We start from the raw sequence: 19,158 nt of genomic DNA on the forward strand, positions 1-19,158 counted from the left end.
AAAAGGCCGGGATGGCGGAACTGGCAGACGCAGCGGACTCAAAATCCGCCGAGGGCAACCTCGTGGGGGTTCGACCCCCCCTCCCGGCACCAAGATTCTAAAAAATTTATTTTAATTTAGCCCCTCGAACACCGAGAGGCTAAATTGCTTGGTGGCGTTCACTTAGCGCGACTTCCACTTTGACCGCAAGCTAGGTGATGCATCGATACGACCCAGGACAGCACTGCAGCATATTCAGTGGAGCCGATCCATGCATAGCAGGGGATGTCTGGAAACGGGCCGCGCAGTTGCGAGAAGCCGACTTTCTATGAGCAGGTCACTGGTGTCAAGGGTGTTTTTCCTTAATCAGAGTTTTGCTTTTGTTGTTGGTAACGCTGCAAGCTGCTCTCCACCGTATTTCTATTCGCACACTTAATGAGCTGTTTTGATGCAAGCTCGGTGCCGGTTGGGGTTCGAGAGGAGAGTCGATGCTGCCAGTTATCGGCCGGTCTTGAAGACCAAAATTGGCTCGCAGTCATCGGAACACGGTGTCCTCGCAACAGGTAAACATTATCAAACCTCAAGCTGCTACTTTGTAGAAAGGCACGTATAGTTCCTGCGTAACCCAGATATGGTGGAGCAGAACGGCTAGCTTCCGAGCCACCGCGACAACGACCTGCTCTTGGCCTGCTTACTGCCTCGAACTGCGAGGTTTAGCCCCCACTGTCGAAGTGCCGAATCTCTCCCATGTGGTCGCAGCCTAGTCCTGACGAGCACGTCACGTTCGACGAGCTGTCTCGCGCAATGCAGCACGATGGCGAGCCGTTACCGGCATGCCGATCCCCTCGTCGACAACAAATCTCGCGGGATGCCTGTGTGGGACGGTTGAGCGCCAGCGAAAATTCACCCGAGCATTTGTCGCGGGGACTTTTGCAAAGCCCGTAACCAAAAACTCATAAGGCGCATCGAGAACTTGTCTCGGTGCGCCACCGGTTTTTGAAGCTGGTTATATTTATTTGGTTAGGACGGCTCCTTTGGTCTTGCCGGTGACGCCTTGGATAGATGGCAGGCCGTTCGGTTCACCTTAGCCGGTTACGTTGTCCCAGCCGGGAGTTACGGTGAGAGCGGAGTCGGTGCAGAAGGTGATGGCGATGTCCTTCTCCCCGGGGACGATGGGCCAGATTGCGCTGACGAACTTGCCTTGGCGCACACTGAAAGGCGATTCGGCTTTGGAGGATATCGATACTCTGAGATTGGTGGACGCGCTTATGCGTCTTTCGATCGATCTGATGGAATTCCACTTGGCGTCCGGGTTGGTGGCGGGAAAGATATCGACCGAGATGGAAACGAGAGAAATCTGAATAGAAGAGACAGCCAACGCCACCCCGCTCGCAGCCCATTGGGCCTCATGAACGCTCGTCGCCATCCGGATGACTTCGCTCATTTTCTAAGGCTAATCGATTCCTTTGAATGCCGAAGCAAAAATGTGGGTTCCAACGCAGCTATAAAGTCCACATGCACGGGTTCCATAGAGCAGAAGCCAAGAGGCCGGTTATCATTACGCTGGAGAGGATCGAATGACTTCAGGTGATTTGTCCCGGCGTGCGCTCTTGAAACGGAGTGCGTTAGCTGCAGCGGCTGTTCCTTTGAGCCGCTACCTTCGAGCGCAGACAAACGGCTCGGCTACGAACGAGATCATGAAAGGCAAGTATCTGCCAACATGGGAGTCTCTGAAGCAATGGCGCATGCCGGAGTGGTTTCGTGACGCGAAGTTTGGTATCTGGGCGCATTGGACGGCACAGTGCGTCCCGGAGCAGGGCGATTGGTATGCACGCAACATGTACATCCAAGGCAGCCCTCAGTATGAGTTCCACTGCAGAACCTATGGGCATCCCTCCAAGGTGGGCTTCAAAGACATCGACCACATGTGGAAGGCGCAACGCTGGCAGCCTGAACAGTTAATGGACTTGTACGTCAAGGCGGGAGCGAAGTACTTCTATGCACTGGGTTGTCATCATGACAACCTGGACTGCTTTGATTCCACCTACAACCACTGGAACACTACCAAGGTCGGCCCCATGAAGGACATTGTGGGCATGTGGGAAAAGATCGTGCGCCAGCATGGCCTTCGATTCGGCATTTCAAATCACGCTTCGCACGCATGGCATTGGCTACAGCCGGCATACGGCTACGATCCGGAAGGTCCGATGGCGGGCCTTCGCTACGACGCCTACACGCTGATGAAGAAGGATGGCAAAGGCCAGTGGTGGGATGGATTCGATCCGCAGGAACTCTACACAGGCCGCAACATCGTGATGCCGGACGGCTTAAAGACCATCGCCGATGCGAATGTTTGGCATGAGAGCGGCGATGGCAAGTGGCATGAAGAGCCGCCGCCGATGAACCCGGAGTTCACCCGAAGGTGGTTCCTGCGCTGCAAGGAGATGATCGACAAATATAAGCCGGACATGTTGTATTTCGACGATTCGGAGCTGCCATTTGGCCAGGCTGGATTGGATGTTGTCGCCCACTACTACAACGCGAACATGCTTTGGCACAACGGTAGCGAGGAGGCCGTGGTGGCAGCCAAGGAGTACACGGCCGAGCACATGGGTGCGACAATGCTGGACATCGAACGCGGCCGCGCGCAAGGCATCCTCGAGGCTCCCTGGCAGACAGACACCTGCATTGGTGACTGGCACTACCGCCGTTCGCACTTCGACGAGCACACGTACAAGCGGCCGAGCACCGTGGCGCAGATCCTCATCGACATCGTAAGCAAGAACGGTAATCTGATGCTGAACATCCCGGTTCGTGGCGATGGCACTATCGATGAAGATGAGCACAAGTTCCTGCGCGACTTCGGGCGTTGGATGGCGGTGAATGGAGAGGCCATCTACGGCACGAGACCGTTCGCTGTCTACGGCGAGGGTCCGCCGGACGTGACCGGGTCGCACAACTTCAACGAACAGCACGCCCGCCCCTACACTGCGGAAGATATCCGCTTCACGCGCAAAGGCAACCAGCTATACGTATTTGCTCTTGGCTGGCCGCGCGACGGCGTTCTCCGCGTGAAGACACTCGCGAAGGGGAATTCTACCTATTCGCAGCCAATTCGCGGCATAGAGATGCTTGGCAATGCCGGACGCCTGGAATTTCAGCAGACCGCACAGGCGCTGGAGATCACGCTTCCGTCACGAAGTCCCGCGATCCTTGACGCTTACTCTTTCCGCATCCTTGTCTGAGGAGGGGTTTGGAGCTTGATGCCGCGCTACATTGTCTTCGCGGTAGTGACGAAGCATCTGGGTCACTCTCCGTTGGCTCGGTTCATCGAGTCACTAGAGAGGTGAGGCCAGCTGCGTAATCCATGTTGCTAGGCTATCGGCCTCCTGGTGAGTACCCAGTCACCACCTTTGCATGTTGGCTGGACGGACGTTCACGAGTTGGGCGTTCCGCGCAGGGCGTCACTCAGCACAGGTCAACGAAACAACAACAAAACAGTGACAAGAAACCAAGTGCCACAATCGAGAACAGCCACGGGCGGGATTCAAGCATGAGGTAAACCTTCCTTTCGAAGCCCGAGACCTATCTGAACTCGCTAGACGCGGACTGCTTGGTTAGCACGCACACATGAGATGGATCTCTTGGACAATTGTATGAATGATCCGACGACTCACGAAGTAGACGAAAGGGGTATTTGGGTCCCGCCTGCGTCACTTGATTCGTATACCGCTTCGACAAGCGCCATCGTGTGGATTGCATCTTCGACGCTCGTTGGCAACACATCGCTACTCCCTTCGAGGAAACTTTGGAGTGAGCCCATTGAGCCTACAAATGCATCCGGAAACCAATTGCCCCCAATTGCTAGACGCCTCCACGATCCTCCTTCTGGTGCGAAGTCCAAAGTGTCCGGCAACCCATTCGGATAATCAAGGTTGCCGCCGATTTGGGCGTGAACCGCTCCCTTTGTACCTTCAATCTGCACGAACGAGCGCTGATGGTCAGGGCCGTACGCGTTGCTGTGATCTGTCGCAATGTAGGAGCGTACCCAATCGCCATAATCAAGGGCAATTACACTCTTGGTGGCAGCTAGACGCGGAGAACGGGGGCTGCGAACTGTTTTTGCATAGACGCTGCGCGGTTCACCGAGCCACGCGCGAGCTAGATCGAGATAGTGGATCGAATGGTAGAGAACCTCCAGGCGCGACGCGCTCGCTAGAAACTCCCAGTTTTCCCAGGGCATCCGGCAGCTTACCTGCAGCTCGAAATCATGAATGAATCCTATGGCTCCGCTGTTCATCAACTCACCGGCTTTCAGCAAGTTTGGAGACCACCGAAGTTGAAAGTTGACGGCTGCTGTAAGCCGCTTTTTACGGCATAGATGGAGAATGTCGATCGCCTCTACAAGCGTCTCCCCCATTGGCTTTTGCATCAACACGGCCGCGCCGTCTGGCAGGAACTTCAAGCTTTCGAGGATCGAAGATGCGGGAACAGCCAAATCGTAGACTGCATCCTCAGGCGCAAAGGCGACAGCTTCCGCAATGCTACCGAACGAACGGTTGATCTGATACTCCGCCTGCAACTGCGCCGCCCTCTCTTCGAAGACGTCTGCAATGCCTATTACCGGCCATTTTGCTTTCCGGTATGCCGGAAGGTGAGCGTCACGAACGATTCCTCCCGCTCCCAAGATGACGATAGGTCGAGGTTTGTCCGGGCGCATCGTCGTCGAAATTTCCGGTTGCTCCAAAGGTACATTCATCAGCGCCACAGAAGTGTAGAAGAGTGAGCACACGATTGGCTATATATGGAAATCTCGCACTATCGAGCGCAAGTGCAATTCCATTCTCCGTAAGGCTCGTACCAATGAATCAATGCTCGATTTCGCGTCGGCGAACTAGGCCGCCAGCGGACCGTCTGCGGAGGGAAAAGACTACCTCCGGCTTGAGGCGCGCACCACCAGTCTTGGCAGCATGAGCTCGGCGCGCGGCGGCAGAGGAAGCTTCGTTTGTGCTAACTGCAGAGCCAGCTCGGCGGCCTGTTTTCCAATGCTTTCACTGCCTTGATCCACCGAGGAAAGCGGCACGCGCAAGAAGTCGGAGGAGGGGAGATTGCCGCAACCAATCACGGCGATGTCTTCAGGAATGCGCAGGCCAGCATCAAGAATCGCACGCATGGCGCCCAGAGCCGAGGGGTCGTTGAAGCAGAAGATGCCATCCGGGCGCGGCTGTACAGCCAGCAATCGTTGTGCGGCCTGGTAGCCGCCGCCCTCACCGCGGTGATCCCCGGAGGCGCCAAGCGTGACGATATGTCCCGGCAGCGGTGTCAGATTATAGGAGGCGAGCGTGCGACGGTAGCCCTCCAGCCGCCCGAGTGCGGTACTCACCTCCGGACCACGGATATGCGCAACAAAACGGCAGCCCTGTTCGATCAGATGCTCGGTGGCTAAGACGCCGACGGCCTCATCGTCCACGCCGATGTAGTTCGCCTCCAAGCCGGACAGGCGGCGGTCAAGCAGGACGTAAGGCACCTTCTGTTCTTCGATCTGTCGGAAGCTCTCCAGGCTCCACTGAGCCGAGGCAACCAGAATAACGTCGACGCGCCGGGCCAGCATCTGGCGGATCTCCTGGACCTCCAGTTCCGGTTCCTCGTCCGAGGAGGCAATCAGCAGGCTGTAACCGTGCTTGCGGATCTCGGTCGTAATGGCATTAGCGATAACGGCAAAGAAGGGATGCAACAGATCGGGCACAACCAGCCCCAGCGTCATGGTTCTTCCGGTCACCAGGGAACGGGCCGCCGTGTTCGGCTGGTAATTCAACTCCTGCATGCGCTTCAGAACGCGTCGCCGGGTATTGTCTGCTATATCGGGATGATTGCGTAGAACTTTCGACACAGTGATAACGGAGAGCCCCAGATCCTCCGCGATGTCTTTCAAGCGCGTAGCCATAAAAACGAGTGTACCGCGAAGCTCAAGCTGCTGAATCACGCAAAGCCGGATAATACGTCTTGACGGTGGAATAGGATCGCAATAAACTAATTGCCGTTACAGGTAACGTTACCTATTATTATCTTAATCTATGATTCGGGGACACACCTGCATGCATCCACCCACCGCTCTCGACCACTCGAGCGACCGCGCCATCGATCCCGCAGTAATCCCCTTCCACGCGCTTGCAACCGGTGACCGGCTGCCGGCCATTGGCCTGGGCACCTTCGGATCCGACCATGTAGAGCCCACGCAGGTGGCCGATGCGGTCAGGGGCGCGGCGAGAATTGGTTACCGGCACTTCGACTGCGCCTCGGTCTACGGGAACGAAGCCGAGGTGGGCGCGGCTCTGGAAGAGGTGATGCGCTCCGGTATCAAGCGCGAGGAACTGTGGATCACTTCGAAGTTGTGGAACGACAAGCACGGCGAGGCGGATGTGATTCCGTCGTGCAGGAAGTCGCTCAGCGATCTGCGGATCGAATACCTTGACTTGTTTCTTGTGCACTGGCCGTTTCCCAACTTCCATCGGTCGGGCTGCGACGTCAACTCGCGCTCGGCCAACGCCAGACCCTACATCCACGAGAATTACATGAAGACTTGGCGGAAGATGGAAGATCTGGTGGAGCAGGGTCTGGTGCGTCAGATCGGCACTTCGAATATGACTGCGCCAAAGCTGAAGCTGGTGCTCGCGGACGCGCGCATCCGGCCGGCGGTCAACGAGATGGAGTTGCATCCGCACTTTCAGCAGCCGGAACTCTTTGATTTCTGCCTGTCCAACGGAATTCGCCCGATTGGTTTTTGCCCGTTGGGTTCGCCAGGACGGCCCGAGCGTGACCGCACGCCCGAGGACACATCGCCCACCGAGGATCCGGTGATACGTGAGATTGCAGCCAAGCACGGCGTGCATCCTTCGGCAGTGTGCCTGAAGTGGGCGATGCAGCGCGGACAAATTCCGATACCGTTTTCAGTGAATCACTATCGCCAAAATCTTGAGGCGGTGATGAGCGATCCGCTGACCGGCGACGAGATGAAGGCGATTGCGGGAATCGACCGCAACTGTCGGCTCATCAAGGGACAGGTCTTTCTGTGGAAGGAGGGGCAGAGTTGGGAAGATTTGTGGGATGTGGATGGCGTGATTCGGCAGTAAGCAGGGGCAGGGATGAATGAATATGGCGAACAGCCAGTGGCGTAAGCCGACTTTGAAAGGGTACGGCTAAACAGGCTGCTGAAAAACTCGCCTCCGCCGCTGTTTTGTAAGGTCACGGGGGGCGTTTGTGTCAACCATGCGAATCAAATCCAAGGGCTATAGCTACCCGAGGGACACTTTCGCGGCGATTGCAATTCCGCGACGGGGTCGCCAAGGGACAAAGGAACGGGAGAGAGCAATGCAGGAGACCATGCGGGCGGCGTATTTGCCGGGGAATTCGACAGTGCAAATGCGGACGGTGCTGGTACCGAAGCCGGGCCACGGCGAGGTGCTGCTGCGGATGAAGGCTTCGACGATTTGCGGATCGGACATCCGCTGTATCTATCACGAGCATCTCGGTAAGGGCCCCGAGGGCTATCAGGACATGATCGCCGGTCACGAGCCGTGCGGGCAGATTGTGGAAACTGGGCCGGGTTGCCGGCGCTTCGGTGGGGGCGATCGCGTGATCGTCTACCACATCTCCGGCTGCGGGCTCTGCAACGACTGCCGGCGCGGCTATATGATCAGTTGCACCAGCCAGAGGTACCGCCGCGCCTACGGATGGCAGCGGGATGGCGGCATGGCCGAGTTCATGCTCGCCGAAGAGAAGGATTTGATCGCCCTGCCCGATGTGCTCAGCTATGCCGACGGGGCGCAGGTGGCCTGCGGATTCGGCACGGTCTACGAGGCGTTAGAGAAGATCGGCATCGACGGCAACCATGCCGTGCTCATTACCGGACTGGGGCCTGTGGGATTGGCGACGGCCGCGCTCTGCCGCAAGCTGGGCGCGGAGAAGATCATCGGCATCGACGTGGTTCCCGCGCGGATGAAAATCGCCATTGACTTGGGACTTTGCGACGCGGTGCTGGCCTCCGGCGAGAACAACGTGGCCGAGGTGAAGGCGCTGACCGGCTCCATGGGTGTTGAGCGGGCGGTGGACTGCTCGGCCAACGCGGCGGCGAGCACCACTGCCGTGAGGGCAACGCGGAAGTGGGGACGAATCGCGCTGATCGGCGAAGGCGGCTCGATGACCATCACTCCCTCGCCCGACATGATTCACGACCAGAAAACGGTTTACGGCTCCTGGGTGACCTCGATCTGGCTGATGGAGGAGTTGGTGGAGCGACTGGTGCGCTGGAACCTGCATCCGGCCGAGATCATTACGCACCGCTTTCCGCTGGAGAAGGCCGATGAGGCGTACGCGCTAATGTCTTCGGGCAAGTGCGGCAAAGTGGCAGTTTGTCAGGATGAGGAACTGGAGTAGAAGATCCGCCGCAGGCGCCACGGGGATGCGCGAAGACACGGCGCGGCTGGACGAAGAAGGAGCCTCAAGAGGTGTTCGAGACCGCGCTTCTGAAGAAGCTGTCCATTCAGTCCACTAGTACGCAAGGTCAACGGCGGTCTTTCGAACTCGCCAGCATTATGGAGCAGACGCATATGGATCGTCGAACTTTCTTGATGTCAAGCGGGGCATTGACGCTCGGTACATTCGCGCCGCGTGTTCCGTGTCTTATGGCTGAGCCGGCGGGTTCTGAATCGTTTATCTGGAAGCCTGGCGGACTGCTCTTTCCTTTCGAGATCGCTTCCGGCAGATTGCGTCAGAAACGCATAGTGCCAACCGACGCGGTGTCGTTGGGAGCGGACCATTCCTCGGGTGTCGAAGTCGCGCTTCAATGCAGTGGAGAGAACTCACCGGATCAAGGCATGAAGTCAGGGACTGGCCAACCGGGGACGCGGCTGCTCTTTGAGGGGCGGCGCGAGGAGCAAGGCCCACTCGGCAAGCGCCTGGTGTGTATGCACTCTGACTCCCTGCTGAACCTGAAGGTCGAGTCCGTCTACGAAGCCTTCGAGGGGGTTCGCGTCGTCAGGCGTCATACGCGGGTCGCCAATACCGGTAATGCCCGGGTGGGGATCGAGTTTCTAAGCTCGGCGATGCTGCACGGGCTTGGCCTGCCGCAGAACTTCGACCGCGAACTGCGGATTCATCTTGCCGTGAACAGCTGGATGGCCGAGGGACAATGGCACACCCTGCGTCCGTCGGAACTGGGATTCGTGGAAAACGAGCGGACAAGCTGGTCCGCGGCGGAGGCAGGGAGCATTGGCAGTTGGTCGACGGAGCGGTATCTGCCCATGGCGATGGTTGAAAACGTCGCGCTGGGCCTCACCTGGTTTTGGCAGATCGAGCATAACGGTTCATGGCACTGGGAGATCTCGAATGTGTCGGCGCGCGACAATTATGCCGACGATGTCTATGCGTATCTAGGCGGCCCGGACGATCTCCATTCCGCCGCATGGAAAGGCCTGAACCCAGGGGAGACCTACGAGACCGTTCCTATCGCGATCGGCTGTGTAAGCGGCGGATTCTCCGAGGCCGTCGAGGAATTGACGCGCTACCGGCGGATTGCTTGCTCGATGCCGCATCCCCGCAATGCCAGTTGTCCGGTGATCTTCAACGATTACATGAACTGCCTGTGGGGCGATCCAACCGAAAGCAAGGAACTGCCGTTGATCGCCGCTGCGGCCAAGGTGGGTTGCGAGTACTTTGTAATCGATGCCGGATGGTATGCCGACATCAACGAGGACTGGAGCCAGACCCTCGGCTCGTGGCAGGCCTCATCCACTCGCTGGCCACGAGGCCTGAAGTTCGTCATGGACCAGATCAGACAAGCCGGCATGGTTCCGGGACTCTGGCTCGAACCGGAGGTTGCGGGGCCAAAGTCGCTTCTGGCTCAGAAGCCGGATGACTGGTTCTTTGTGCGCCACGGTAAAAGAGTTTTGAAGAACTCGCGGCTGTTGCTTGATTTCCGGAATCCCGCGGTACGGACCTATCTCGATCAGGTGATCGCACGGCTGGTGAACGAATACGGCATGGGCTACATCAAGATGGACTACAACATCGATTCGTTGCAGGGAACCGAACTCGACGCGGACAGCTTCGGACAGGGCCTGCTTGAACACAACCGCGCCCACCTTGCATGGATCGATAGCATGCTGGCCCGCTATCCCGATCTCATCGTCGAGAACTGCGGCAGCGGCGGCGGACGGATGGACTATGCGATGCTGAGCCGGCTCCAGATACAGTCGATGACAGACCAGGAAGATTATCTGAAATTGCCGGCGATTCTGGTGGGGACCTCGGCGGCCGTGCTGCCGGAGCAACTGGCTATCTGGTCCTACCCAGTGCCGGACTCGGACCCCGATGCCGCCAGCTTCAACATGGTCACAGCGGCGATGTGCCGCATTCACCAAAGTGGCCGTCTCGACCAACTGTCGGCCAATGCATGGAACCAAGTGGCGGAAGGCATCCGCGTGTATAAGGAGATCGTTCGCAAGCACACTCCCGAGGCGGTTCCCTTCTATCCACTTGGATTGTCAGATGTGACCAATGCGGAGGCGGCGGTTGCCCTGGGTATGCGGTCTGCGGAACAGAAACTCGTGGGAGTCTGGAGAATCGATGGCCCCGCAACCATCGAGATTCCCTGGGCCTACCGGGACGCCAGATTGCTTTATCCCAGAAATCTTGGAATCCAGGCCGCCGTCGCGGGTGGACGCCTGCAGATTGAGTTTCCAAGAAAACGGATGGCTTGCCTGCTCTCGGCGTAGCGCTCACGAGTTGTCGCGGCTGCCTCCCTCTTGTCGCCGGTTTGTGCGGAAAGAGCTGCAATGCCCGGAGCATCGCCTCGGACTTGCCCCGGACGCCTAGAAGACTGGAAGCGCATCGCGCCCGGCTGGTCGGAGCTTCAGCACAATGTGTCGCACGGGACGATCCGGCCCGCCCACGGCGAGGGCTGCTCCGAGACGAGGCGGGTTCGGGCCTCAGTCCGCCCGCACTCCGCCGCCTCAGCAGTCCGGTAACGCTCCGCGTGCTTACACGGCGGGAGTAACGCCTTTCTTCAACAGCAGGTTGCCGTACTTGCGCACTTCGCCTGTGATCACAATCGCAAAGGCACCTTTCGCGTGCTCGTAGAAGGCGAAGCGATCGATACGCTCCAGCTTCGGATCGCCGGCAACGTGCTTGCGGATCACCGCGCGGTAGTCGGCCTCGACCTCCGGATCGAGAGTGTCGCCAGCCGACGCAGCCATCATGGTCAGCGGCGTGGCGTAGGAGTCCAACTCGAAGAGTGGCAGAATGCCGTCAAGCAGTTGAGCCACCGTGAGTCCATCGGCGCGTAGTACCTGAGGCCCGATCGAATGGCCGGGAAAATGCGCGTCGGCCAAAATAATCTCGTCGCCATGCCCCATGCGCGCCAGCACCGCCAGCAGCTCTGGGGTGATTACTTGCGAAATCCCTTTCAGCATCTTTTGCTCCTTGTCTGAAAATAAGCGCTCAACCGCGTCCCCGCGGTTTCACATGGCAACCCCAGAAGGCGTACGCCATCACGGCCAGGTACCCGGCAATCGGCACCAAGTAGGCGATCTGAATACCGTAACGGGCGAGCAGGCCCATGGCTGGCGTCAGCACCGCGCCACCCACAATCGCCATCACCAGCAACGAGGCGGCGATCTTAGTGTTCTCGCCGAGATCGTTCAACCCCAGCGCGAAAATCGTCGGGAACATTACCGACATGAAAAACGAGCTGAGGAAAATGGCCCACAGACCGGCCCATCCAGGATGTAGGACGCCAATGGCTACCAGAGCCATGTTGACAATGGCGTAGATTCCCATCAGCTTGTCGGCACGGATCCAGCGCATCAGGAAGGACGATGCAAAGCGGCCAATGCCGAATCCGGCCAGTGTTCCGGTCAGGAAGTAGCCGGCCACCCTCTCCGGCGCATGCACCGAGTCCTGTACATATTGAATGAAGTAGCTCCAGGTGCCCACTTGCGCACCCACGTACATGAACTGCGTCAGAATCGCGAGCAGAAAGTGCGGATAGCGGAGCAGTTCCCGATAGGCGCCATGGCCTGGCATGCCCAACGTCCCCTCATGGCTCTGCACCGAAACCGGGGGGAAGCGCGCCCACGCGACGAGAATCGCCAGCAGGATTGCGGCGGCGCCGATGACCAGGTACGGCGTCACCACGCGCAGCGTCTCGGTCTGTAGATAGTGCGCGTAAGTTCCGGCCCTCTGCATCGCGCGAATCTGATCGCCGGTCAGTTCCACACCGGAGAAGATAAACAGCGTACCGATTAGCGCGCCGCTGATCGCGCCCAGCGGGTTGAACGATTGCGCTAAGTTCAGCCGCCGGGCCGCGCTCGACGCGTCGCCCAACTGGGCGATAAACGGATTGGCCGCCGTTTCCAAGAAGGAAAGACCGCTGGCGATGACAAACAAAGCGCCGAGAAAGAACGAATACCGGCCGATCTGCGCAGCGGGCCAGAACAGAAAGCACCCGGTGCCAAACAGCAACAGGCCGCAGATTATTCCAAGCTTGTAGCCGTATCGGCGCATCAACAGCGCGGCCGGGGTGGCCAGCAGGAAATAGCCCATGTAAAAAGCCGACTGCACCAGCCCCGCCTGAAAGCGGGAGATCTCGAACGACTTCATAAAGTGGCGGATCAGCACGTCGTTGAGGTTGTTCGGCATACCCCACAGAAAAAACAGCGAAGTGACGAGGGCGAAGGGCACCAGCGCTCCGTGCTGGATCAGCCGTGTCGAGACCGGGCTATCGTTCGAACATTTGACGGTTGTCTGCATAGTCCTTTTCCCATCGTGGGATGCACATACGGGCAAGTCATTTGCAACTAGGCTTGAGAATTCTTGCTGCAGACAGCGATACAGTAAACGAAAACAAGTTGATTCATGATGTAGCACTCAGGGGGCGTCTCAGTCAACCGCTATCCGTTCCCAGTTGCGGATTGACTCTGCGTGGAAAGGGTAGAGAAAAAGGAGTTGATGGACAGCGTCAAGCCCGCCTGCAGGTCAGATGTGTACTGAGCTTAAGGCCATCGAGTTTAGCATCACAATTCCTAGTCGCAGGTGCCAGTTGAGGCATCTTGGCCGGAGGGTCACGGGTGAGCTCGATTGGGATGTTCTATCCGGGGCCCTTGAGGTTCCATCTGCCGATGCGCACTTTCATGGAATTGATGCAACGAAGGCTGTTTGTTCAGTTGATTATCTTTGTCCTCAGGTCTTTGTGCTCACGGTCCCGAGACGATCAAGGCCTCTTGCAAGGATTGCAAGGTGCCGGGTCGCGAACGCTTGTTTTCTGAACGGATGTCCTTCAGTCCGGGTGCAATGGCCACAAGTCGGGCTGAGCTGGAGCGCTCAGGAAGGCAGACCGAGAGCCGAAGTCCTAGACCCCATCCTCATGTAGACGAATGGCTTTAATGTTCTCTAGCCCGACCGCAGAAGCCAGAAAAAAGTACTTGACAGCGAGCACGGCAATTCACGATAATTTCGCGCCATCGGGTGTGTAACGTTACAGGTAGCGATGTACTTGCAGGAAAGAAGGAGATAAATGCTCAAACTGAAATGCAGTTCGTTCTTCTTGTCGTTGTTCGCCAGCTTCGCAATCAGCGTTCTTGCACCCGGTGTCCATGCCCAGACGCTGGCGTCTGCGGCTTCACTGTCGGGTGCGATTGCCGATCCCTCCGGAGCGCGCGTCCCGAACGTCAATGTCACACTAACCAGCACCGAGAACGGAGTTACGCGCGACTTCAAAACGGACGCCGAAGGAACCTTCTCCTTCTCGCTTGTACCGCCGGGGGTCTATACCCTGACCGTAGAGGCTCCGGGATTTAAGACCTTTAAACAGCAGCAGATCAAGCTTGAGGTTGGCCAGTCCGCCACCCTGACCATAACGCTGACTGTAGGTGCAACCGCGGAAGTCCTCGTGACCACGGCGCCTCCTCTGCTGCAAACTGACAATGCCAACATCGGCACACAGATTTCGTCCGAACTGATCACGCAACTGCCGCTCAATCTACGGAATGTATTCAGCTTTGTACAGTTGAACTCATCGGTCAACAATGCGTCGCAACAACAGGCCATTGCCTCCAACGGCGAACAAGGGTCGGCCGACCAGGATATCTCGTTCTTCAACTTCGGCGGCGGCTTTTTTGGAACCACGGCGTTCCTTGTTGATGGTCTATGGGACACGAGCGAAGGCTGGGGCGGGGTGATCTACGTTCCATCTCCGGACAATGTTCAGGAGTTCAAGGTTCAACAGAATTCTTTTACCGCGCAATACGGTTGGAGCACGGGAAATGTCGTCAACGTAGTGACTAAGTCGGGCGGCAGCCACCTGCACGGCAGTGTCTACGAGTATTTGCGCAACGGCGCCCTTGACGCGAACAACTACTTCAACAATCTCTCCAGCACCCCGCGCCCGAACTCTCACCGCAATCAGTTCGGCGTAGCTGTTGGCGGTCCCATATACATTCCGAAGGTCTACGAGCAGAGGAATAAGACCTTCTTCTTCTTTAATTACGAAGGCCACAGGGACAAAAGCGCGGAAACGGCCTCGCTGGGAACGGTGCCCATCCCGGCCTTCCGCAGCGGAGATTTCTCGGCGCTCCTCGGCGCCCCGATAGGGACGGATGCTTTGGACCGTCCGATTTTGGCAGGGCAGATCTATGATCCTTTTACGACCAGGCAGGTCACTGCGACGAGCGGCCCCAACACGGGAAAAACCGTATGGATTCGCGATCCTATCTCCGGTAATAATCTGGCCGAGTCAACCAGAGGCATCAATTCCGTGGGCCAAGCCCTGGTGAACTACTACCCGAAGCCGATCAACAGCAGCCTGACGAACAACTGGAGCGCTTCGGGGCTTGCCAATGACACGTCCGACGAATTCAGCGGTAGGATCGACGACAACATCAGTGACAAGACTCGAATTTACGGACGCTTCTCGCACAAAAACGAATCCAAAGACGAATCTCCGTCTTACTATGGAGCGAGCAATCCGGCAGGTCCGGGCCAGACCAATCCCAACAATCGCTGGAGTCTCGCCCTCGGCGCTAGCCAGGTTTTCACTCCGACCTTCACTATGAGCGTGAACCTGGGCGGAATGAAATGGGTTGAAGGCAACAACCTGCAGAGCGCCGGCTTCAAGTCCTCGTCCATCGGCCTGCCTTCGTTTGTCGACACCAACTCTCCGCAATTCCCGGTGATTACCGTGACAAACTATGAATCGGAAGGGCCTTTGGCCGGGGCCGGCCAAGGCGCGTTCCCGCGCGCCTCCTCCAGCGGATCCGTGGATTTCGTAAAGGTGCTGAACGCACATCAATTGTCCTTCGGATACATGGGAATTGCGGTCGACGAGAACGGCGGGAGGTACCATCCGACGCCTTTCAATTTCAGCAATATCCTCACCGCCGGCCCGGACCCCAGCAACGTGACTGCGGGTACAGGCGACTCGGTTGCGTCGATGCTGCTGGGAACGCCCTTCTCTGGCCAGACAGGTATCGCGATATTTCCGATTACACGGACCTGGTTTCACGGAATCTACGTGCAGGACGATTGGAAAGCGACAAGTAAATTCACACTGAATGCCGGAATCCGGTGGGAACTTCAGCTCCCGGTGACGGAGCGTCACAACCGGCAGACTTGGTTCGACTACAAGGCCGTTAATCCCATCAGTTCTTCCGCGGGCGGCAGCTATACGGGCCAGTTGGTGTATGCTTCGCCGGGCGACAGAGGGTTGTTCAATCCTGACTACAAAAACTTCGCTCCGCGAGTCGGGTTTACCTATCAGACATTGCCAAATCTCGTTGTGAGAGGCGGCTTTGGCATCTTCTATCCGCCCAGCTTCCGGGGGACCGGTCCGACACCCGGATTCAGTTCCGACACCCCGTATGTGGCGACCCAATCGGATGGCTACACGCCGGCGAACACCCTGAGCACTGCCTTCTCCAGCGGCCTTGTGCCGGTCACGGGCAGCGCCAACGGTGGCTTGACGAATGTGGGCTATAGCGCCACCGCGATCACGCGTGACCGGAAGAGCTTTTATGTTCAACAGTGGATGCTGGGAGTCCAGTACGCTCTGACGCCAAATGATGCGCTTGAAGTCACTTACGTTGGAAACCGCGGCGTCCATGTGACCGCCAGCGGCCTCAATTATAACCAGATCGACCCAACGAAATTCTTCTCGTTGGGCAACGGTCTGACAAACCAAGTCGCGAATCCATTTTATGGTCACATCACCTCCAGCGGCTGCAATCTCGATCAGCCCACGGTTTCGCAAGGCCAACTGCTGAGACCGCATCCGGAGTTCTGTGATATCACCGAACAGAACGCTCCGGCGGGCGATTCGTATTACGACGCCTTGGACTTGAACTACACGCATCGGGTCTCTCAAGGGCTGACGGTGATGGCTTCCTACACGTTTTCGAAGTTTCTTGACGACGTCGGCGGGTCGACTGACTGGGCCACTGCCAGTGGTACCAATACAGTTCGCAATGTCTACAACCTTGGGGCCGAGAGGACCGTCGATGCCACCGACACTCCGCAGAGCTTTGTCGTTAGCTACGTCTACGAACTTCCCGTAGGAAGGGGCAAGAAGTTCGGCGCCGGGATGAACAGAGCCATAGATACAGTGGTCGGCGGTTGGCAGACCTCCGGGGCCGTCACATTGAAGGATGGCTTTCCTCTTGCCATCGGGAGCTCGGGAAATGGTCTGAACTACTTCGGTGTCGGCCAGCACGTAGACGTGGTGGGCGATATCCGTGTCTCGGACAAGAACCGGTTGCATTGGTTCAACAACACACCGGCCGGTCAGTCAGGCGCGGCGTTCTCTGTTGCTGCTCCCTGGACCACGGGCAACGCGCCTAGATACTTCAGCAACCTGCGCGCCCCAGGTTACACAAATTGGGATCTGAGCATTCAGAAGTTCTTTCCAATCTGGAAAGAAGTCGTGCGTGGGCAGTTCCGAGTGGACATGTACAACGCACTGAATCACACCAATTACTTTGCCCCGCAAACGGTCATGGGCGGAGGTTTTGGTACGATTACCGAGGCATGGGCCCCCAGACAGATGCAAGCTGGGCTCAGACTGATTTGGTGATGCGTCTATTCAAATGGATCGCCGTGATCTGGCCCGCTCTCGTGTTCTGGCCGGTGCTGGGGGCGGCGGTCTCCCAACAACCCGCAGATATTGAATCCCTTCTGGCTTCGGCGCAACAAGCCCAGGCCAGAGGAGATTTTGTTGCAGCAGCCGGCTTCTATCGCATGGCTGTGACCGTTCAGCCCGATCTTGCCGAGTTGCACGCCAACCTTGGCCTTATGGACTACCAGACCGGGAATCACGAAGAGGCCATCGCCTCCTTTGAGCAGGCACTCCGCCTGAACCCCCATCTGTTTGTCCCCCAGTTCTTCCTGGGGCTTGAGAATCTGAGGCTCAGGCGCCTTCAGGAGGCGATTGTCTGTCTCAAACAAGCCGTGCTCATCAAGCCAGGGGACGTTCAGGTGCAGTTAGCGCTCGGCAAAGCCTACGCGGCCCTTGGGGAGACGCGCCTGGCAATCGCTTCATTTTCCCAGGTCGCACACTTGGATTCTGGCAACGGCGAGGCCTGGTTTCACCTGGGGGTAGCGTATCTGGAACAAGTCGAGGCTGACGCCCGCCTTATTTTGGAGCGGCATAAGGACTCAGTTTTTTTTCATGCCCTTGTGGCGGATAGTTACGTTGGGCAGCGCGAGTTCACTCGAGCGGCGGAGGCGTACAAGACAGCAATTGTATCCGAGGCGCTTCCCGCGGGAGTTCATGCGTCGTACGGTTTCGTGCTTCTGAACCAGCACGATCTTCAAGGAGCGGAGCGCGAATTCAATGCTGAGTTCAAGTTAAATCCGGGTTCGCTTTTGGCGAGACTAGGTATTGCCAAGCTACGGGTCGAGCAAGGCCTCGTGGCGGAAGCCGTCAGGCTGATCACGGAGATATGGGAAGCCGATGAAGGTTTTTTGCGCGTCAACGCTTCGCTGCTCAGCGCGGGACCTCCGCAGGCGAACATGGTGGCGTTACGGCGGGCTGTGCAGGAGCGCATTGCCGCCGGAGAAACAGACGAAGAACTTCTCTCTGTCCTGATCGACAACGATGCTGACGGAGGAGAGAATGCGGCGTCGCCAGCGCGGGCCGTTACAGTGGATCGCTCGAAGCTGCGGCGCGGAAATCCAATGATCGATGGGAGGGCCGCGTATGCGAACGGGCATTATGGTGCATGCAGCGTCCTGCTCGGCGCACGGCTTCAGGTCCTTCAGGAGAAAGACCTGAGGGTGCTGGCAGCCTGCTCCTATTTTTCGGGGAAATACGAAACCGCTTTTGCCGTTGGCCAGAAACTGGCGCTTCGTGCACCAACCGAGGCCGAGGGGATGTACTGGGAGACAAAGTCGGGGCAACGCCTAGCCGCCGAAGCGCTGGCCCATGCAAGCGCCATCGACTCGAACTCGCCAAGATTGCACATTTTGCTCGGGGACGTCTACCGCGAACGATGGCAGTACAAGGAAGCGGAACAGGAGTATCGCAGGGCTTTGACACTTTTGCCCGGCGACGCGGGAGCCTTGCTAGGGTTAACTCTGACCTTGATCGCCGACTCCGAGCTTAACGAGGCTCAAAAGCTAACAGAAGAAGCGTTGACGACGAATCCAGATGACCCGGAGATGAACTCCGTCATGGGAGAGATTCTTTGCGATCGGCAAGATTTCTCAGGGTCGGAACCGTACCTCAAGAAGGCTCTGCACAACAAGCCAGAGAGGCTTTCTCACGTTCATGCCCTGCTCGGCAGAGTGTATGCGGAGACGGGTCATACGCAGGAAGCTATCACGGAGCTAACCTCGGGGATTGCAGATGACATGGACGGCAATGTTCATTATCAGCTCGGCCGCCTCTATCTCAAGATCGGCGATAAAGAGTCGGCGAAACAAGCCCTGGAAGTCTCCGAACGAATGAAACGTGAAAGATTCGCCAGGTCAGTCAGGGTGATTGCGCAAGAGGAACCGGATAGCAGTCTCATTAAGTTTAAGTGAGTTTTACCACCGATCTAGCGCGTGGAGTTGAACACTTCCACTAAGCAGGTAGATGTTCAGTTCTGACAGATGTTCACTGCGATGCGGGTTTCTCGGCCACGCCGGCTT

Annotated in this window: 11 protein-coding genes, 1 tRNA gene and 1 pseudogene; 7 read left to right on the forward strand and 6 right to left on the reverse strand. The window is 57.7% G+C overall.

All coding sequences use genetic code 11. The features are described 5' to 3' along the window. Positions 1-5 precede the first annotated feature (5 nt). Positions 6-92 (forward strand) — tRNA-Leu (locus tag HDF10_RS03160). Positions 93-559: 467 nt separating this feature from the next. On the opposite strand, the pseudogene HDF10_RS20765 reads toward HDF10_RS03160, so the two are convergent. Beyond that, positions 560-726, reverse strand: a pseudogene (locus tag HDF10_RS20765) (IS110 family transposase); the annotation flags it as partial. 337 nt (positions 727-1,063) lie between these two features. Further along, positions 1,064-1,423: a hypothetical protein gene (locus HDF10_RS03165; RefSeq protein ID WP_183810340.1), complete on the reverse strand. Its 360-nt coding sequence runs from the start codon at positions 1,421-1,423 to the stop codon at positions 1,064-1,066. 133 nt (positions 1,424-1,556) lie between these two features. On the opposite strand from HDF10_RS03165, the gene HDF10_RS03170 reads away from it, so the two are divergent. Continuing rightward, on the forward strand, positions 1,557-3,224 hold the full coding sequence (locus tag HDF10_RS03170) for an alpha-L-fucosidase (protein ID WP_183810342.1): 1,668 nt from the start codon (positions 1,557-1,559) through the stop codon (positions 3,222-3,224). A gap of 428 nt (positions 3,225-3,652) precedes the next feature. On the opposite strand, the gene HDF10_RS03175 is transcribed toward HDF10_RS03170, so the two are convergent. Further along, the gene (locus HDF10_RS03175) at positions 3,653-4,738 is read right to left on the reverse strand and encodes a Gfo/Idh/MocA family protein (protein WP_183811529.1); all 1,086 of its coding nucleotides are present in this window, start codon (positions 4,736-4,738) and stop codon (positions 3,653-3,655) included. 171 nt (positions 4,739-4,909) lie between these two features. After that, positions 4,910-5,911, reverse strand: coding sequence for a LacI family DNA-binding transcriptional regulator (locus HDF10_RS03180; protein ID WP_260177577.1), 1,002 nt, complete (start codon positions 5,909-5,911; stop codon positions 4,910-4,912). Positions 5,912-6,074: 163 nt separating this feature from the next. Between HDF10_RS03180 and HDF10_RS03185 the strand changes: the two genes are divergently transcribed. The 3 genes from HDF10_RS03185 to HDF10_RS21165 all read left to right on the forward strand — a co-directional run bounded on the left by HDF10_RS03185 (position 6,075) and on the right by HDF10_RS21165 (position 10,751). After that, positions 6,075-7,109 carry an aldo/keto reductase gene (locus HDF10_RS03185; protein ID WP_183810344.1) on the forward strand — a complete coding sequence of 345 codons (1,035 nt, stop codon included), beginning with the start codon at positions 6,075-6,077 and terminating at the stop codon, positions 7,107-7,109. A gap of 238 nt (positions 7,110-7,347) precedes the next feature. After that, positions 7,348-8,412 (forward strand): zinc-dependent alcohol dehydrogenase family protein, encoded by a 1,065-nt coding sequence (locus HDF10_RS03190; RefSeq protein WP_183810346.1) that lies wholly within the window; start codon positions 7,348-7,350, stop codon positions 8,410-8,412. 71 nt (positions 8,413-8,483) lie between these two features. Beyond that, positions 8,484-10,751: a glycoside hydrolase family 36 protein gene (locus HDF10_RS21165; protein WP_183810348.1), complete on the forward strand. Its 2,268-nt coding sequence runs from the start codon at positions 8,484-8,486 to the stop codon at positions 10,749-10,751. A gap of 264 nt (positions 10,752-11,015) precedes the next feature. Here the strand turns inward: HDF10_RS21165 and fucU are convergent, their stop codons facing one another. Next, entirely contained in the window at positions 11,016-11,447 is a 432-nt protein-coding gene (gene fucU / locus HDF10_RS03200) for an L-fucose mutarotase (protein ID WP_183810350.1), read from the reverse strand. 28 nt (positions 11,448-11,475) lie between these two features. Beyond that, positions 11,476-12,786, reverse strand: a complete 1,311-nt coding sequence (gene fucP, locus HDF10_RS03205; protein ID WP_183810352.1) for an L-fucose:H+ symporter permease — start codon at positions 12,784-12,786, stop codon at positions 11,476-11,478. 763 nt (positions 12,787-13,549) lie between these two features. Between fucP and HDF10_RS03210 the strand changes: the two genes are divergently transcribed. Both HDF10_RS03210 and HDF10_RS03215 read left to right on the forward strand, forming a co-directional pair. Then, complete coding sequence (locus HDF10_RS03210) at positions 13,550-17,098, forward strand: carboxypeptidase-like regulatory domain-containing protein (RefSeq protein ID WP_183810354.1); 3,549 nt, start codon at positions 13,550-13,552, stop codon at positions 17,096-17,098. Next, positions 17,053-19,050, forward strand: coding sequence for a tetratricopeptide repeat protein (locus HDF10_RS03215; protein ID WP_183810356.1), 1,998 nt, complete (start codon positions 17,053-17,055; stop codon positions 19,048-19,050). The genes HDF10_RS03210 and HDF10_RS03215 overlap by 46 nt, the downstream gene beginning before the upstream one ends. Positions 19,051-19,158 lie beyond the last annotated feature (108 nt).

Source organism: Tunturiibacter empetritectus (genome assembly GCF_014201375.1).
Lineage (GTDB): Bacteria > Acidobacteriota > Terriglobia > Terriglobales > Acidobacteriaceae > Edaphobacter > Edaphobacter lichenicola_D.

Coding starts and splice junctions, on each gene's coding strand:
- HDF10_RS03165 (WP_183810340.1), bottom strand. CDS start 1,423: ATGAGCGAAGTCATCCGGATGGCGACGAGCGTTCATGAGGCCCAATGG.
- HDF10_RS03170 (WP_183810342.1), top strand. CDS start 1,557: ATGACTTCAGGTGATTTGTCCCGGCGTGCGCTCTTGAAACGGAGTGCG.
- HDF10_RS03175 (WP_183811529.1), bottom strand. CDS start 4,738: ATGAATGTACCTTTGGAGCAACCGGAAATTTCGACGACGATGCGCCCG.
- HDF10_RS03185 (WP_183810344.1), top strand. CDS start 6,075: ATGCATCCACCCACCGCTCTCGACCACTCGAGCGACCGCGCCATCGAT.
- HDF10_RS03190 (WP_183810346.1), top strand. CDS start 7,348: ATGCAGGAGACCATGCGGGCGGCGTATTTGCCGGGGAATTCGACAGTG.
- fucU (WP_183810350.1), bottom strand. CDS start 11,447: ATGCTGAAAGGGATTTCGCAAGTAATCACCCCAGAGCTGCTGGCGGTG.
- fucP (WP_183810352.1), bottom strand. CDS start 12,786: ATGCAGACAACCGTCAAATGTTCGAACGATAGCCCGGTCTCGACACGG.
- HDF10_RS03210 (WP_183810354.1), top strand. CDS start 13,550: ATGCTCAAACTGAAATGCAGTTCGTTCTTCTTGTCGTTGTTCGCCAGC.
- HDF10_RS03215 (WP_183810356.1), top strand. CDS start 17,053: ATGGGCCCCCAGACAGATGCAAGCTGGGCTCAGACTGATTTGGTGATG.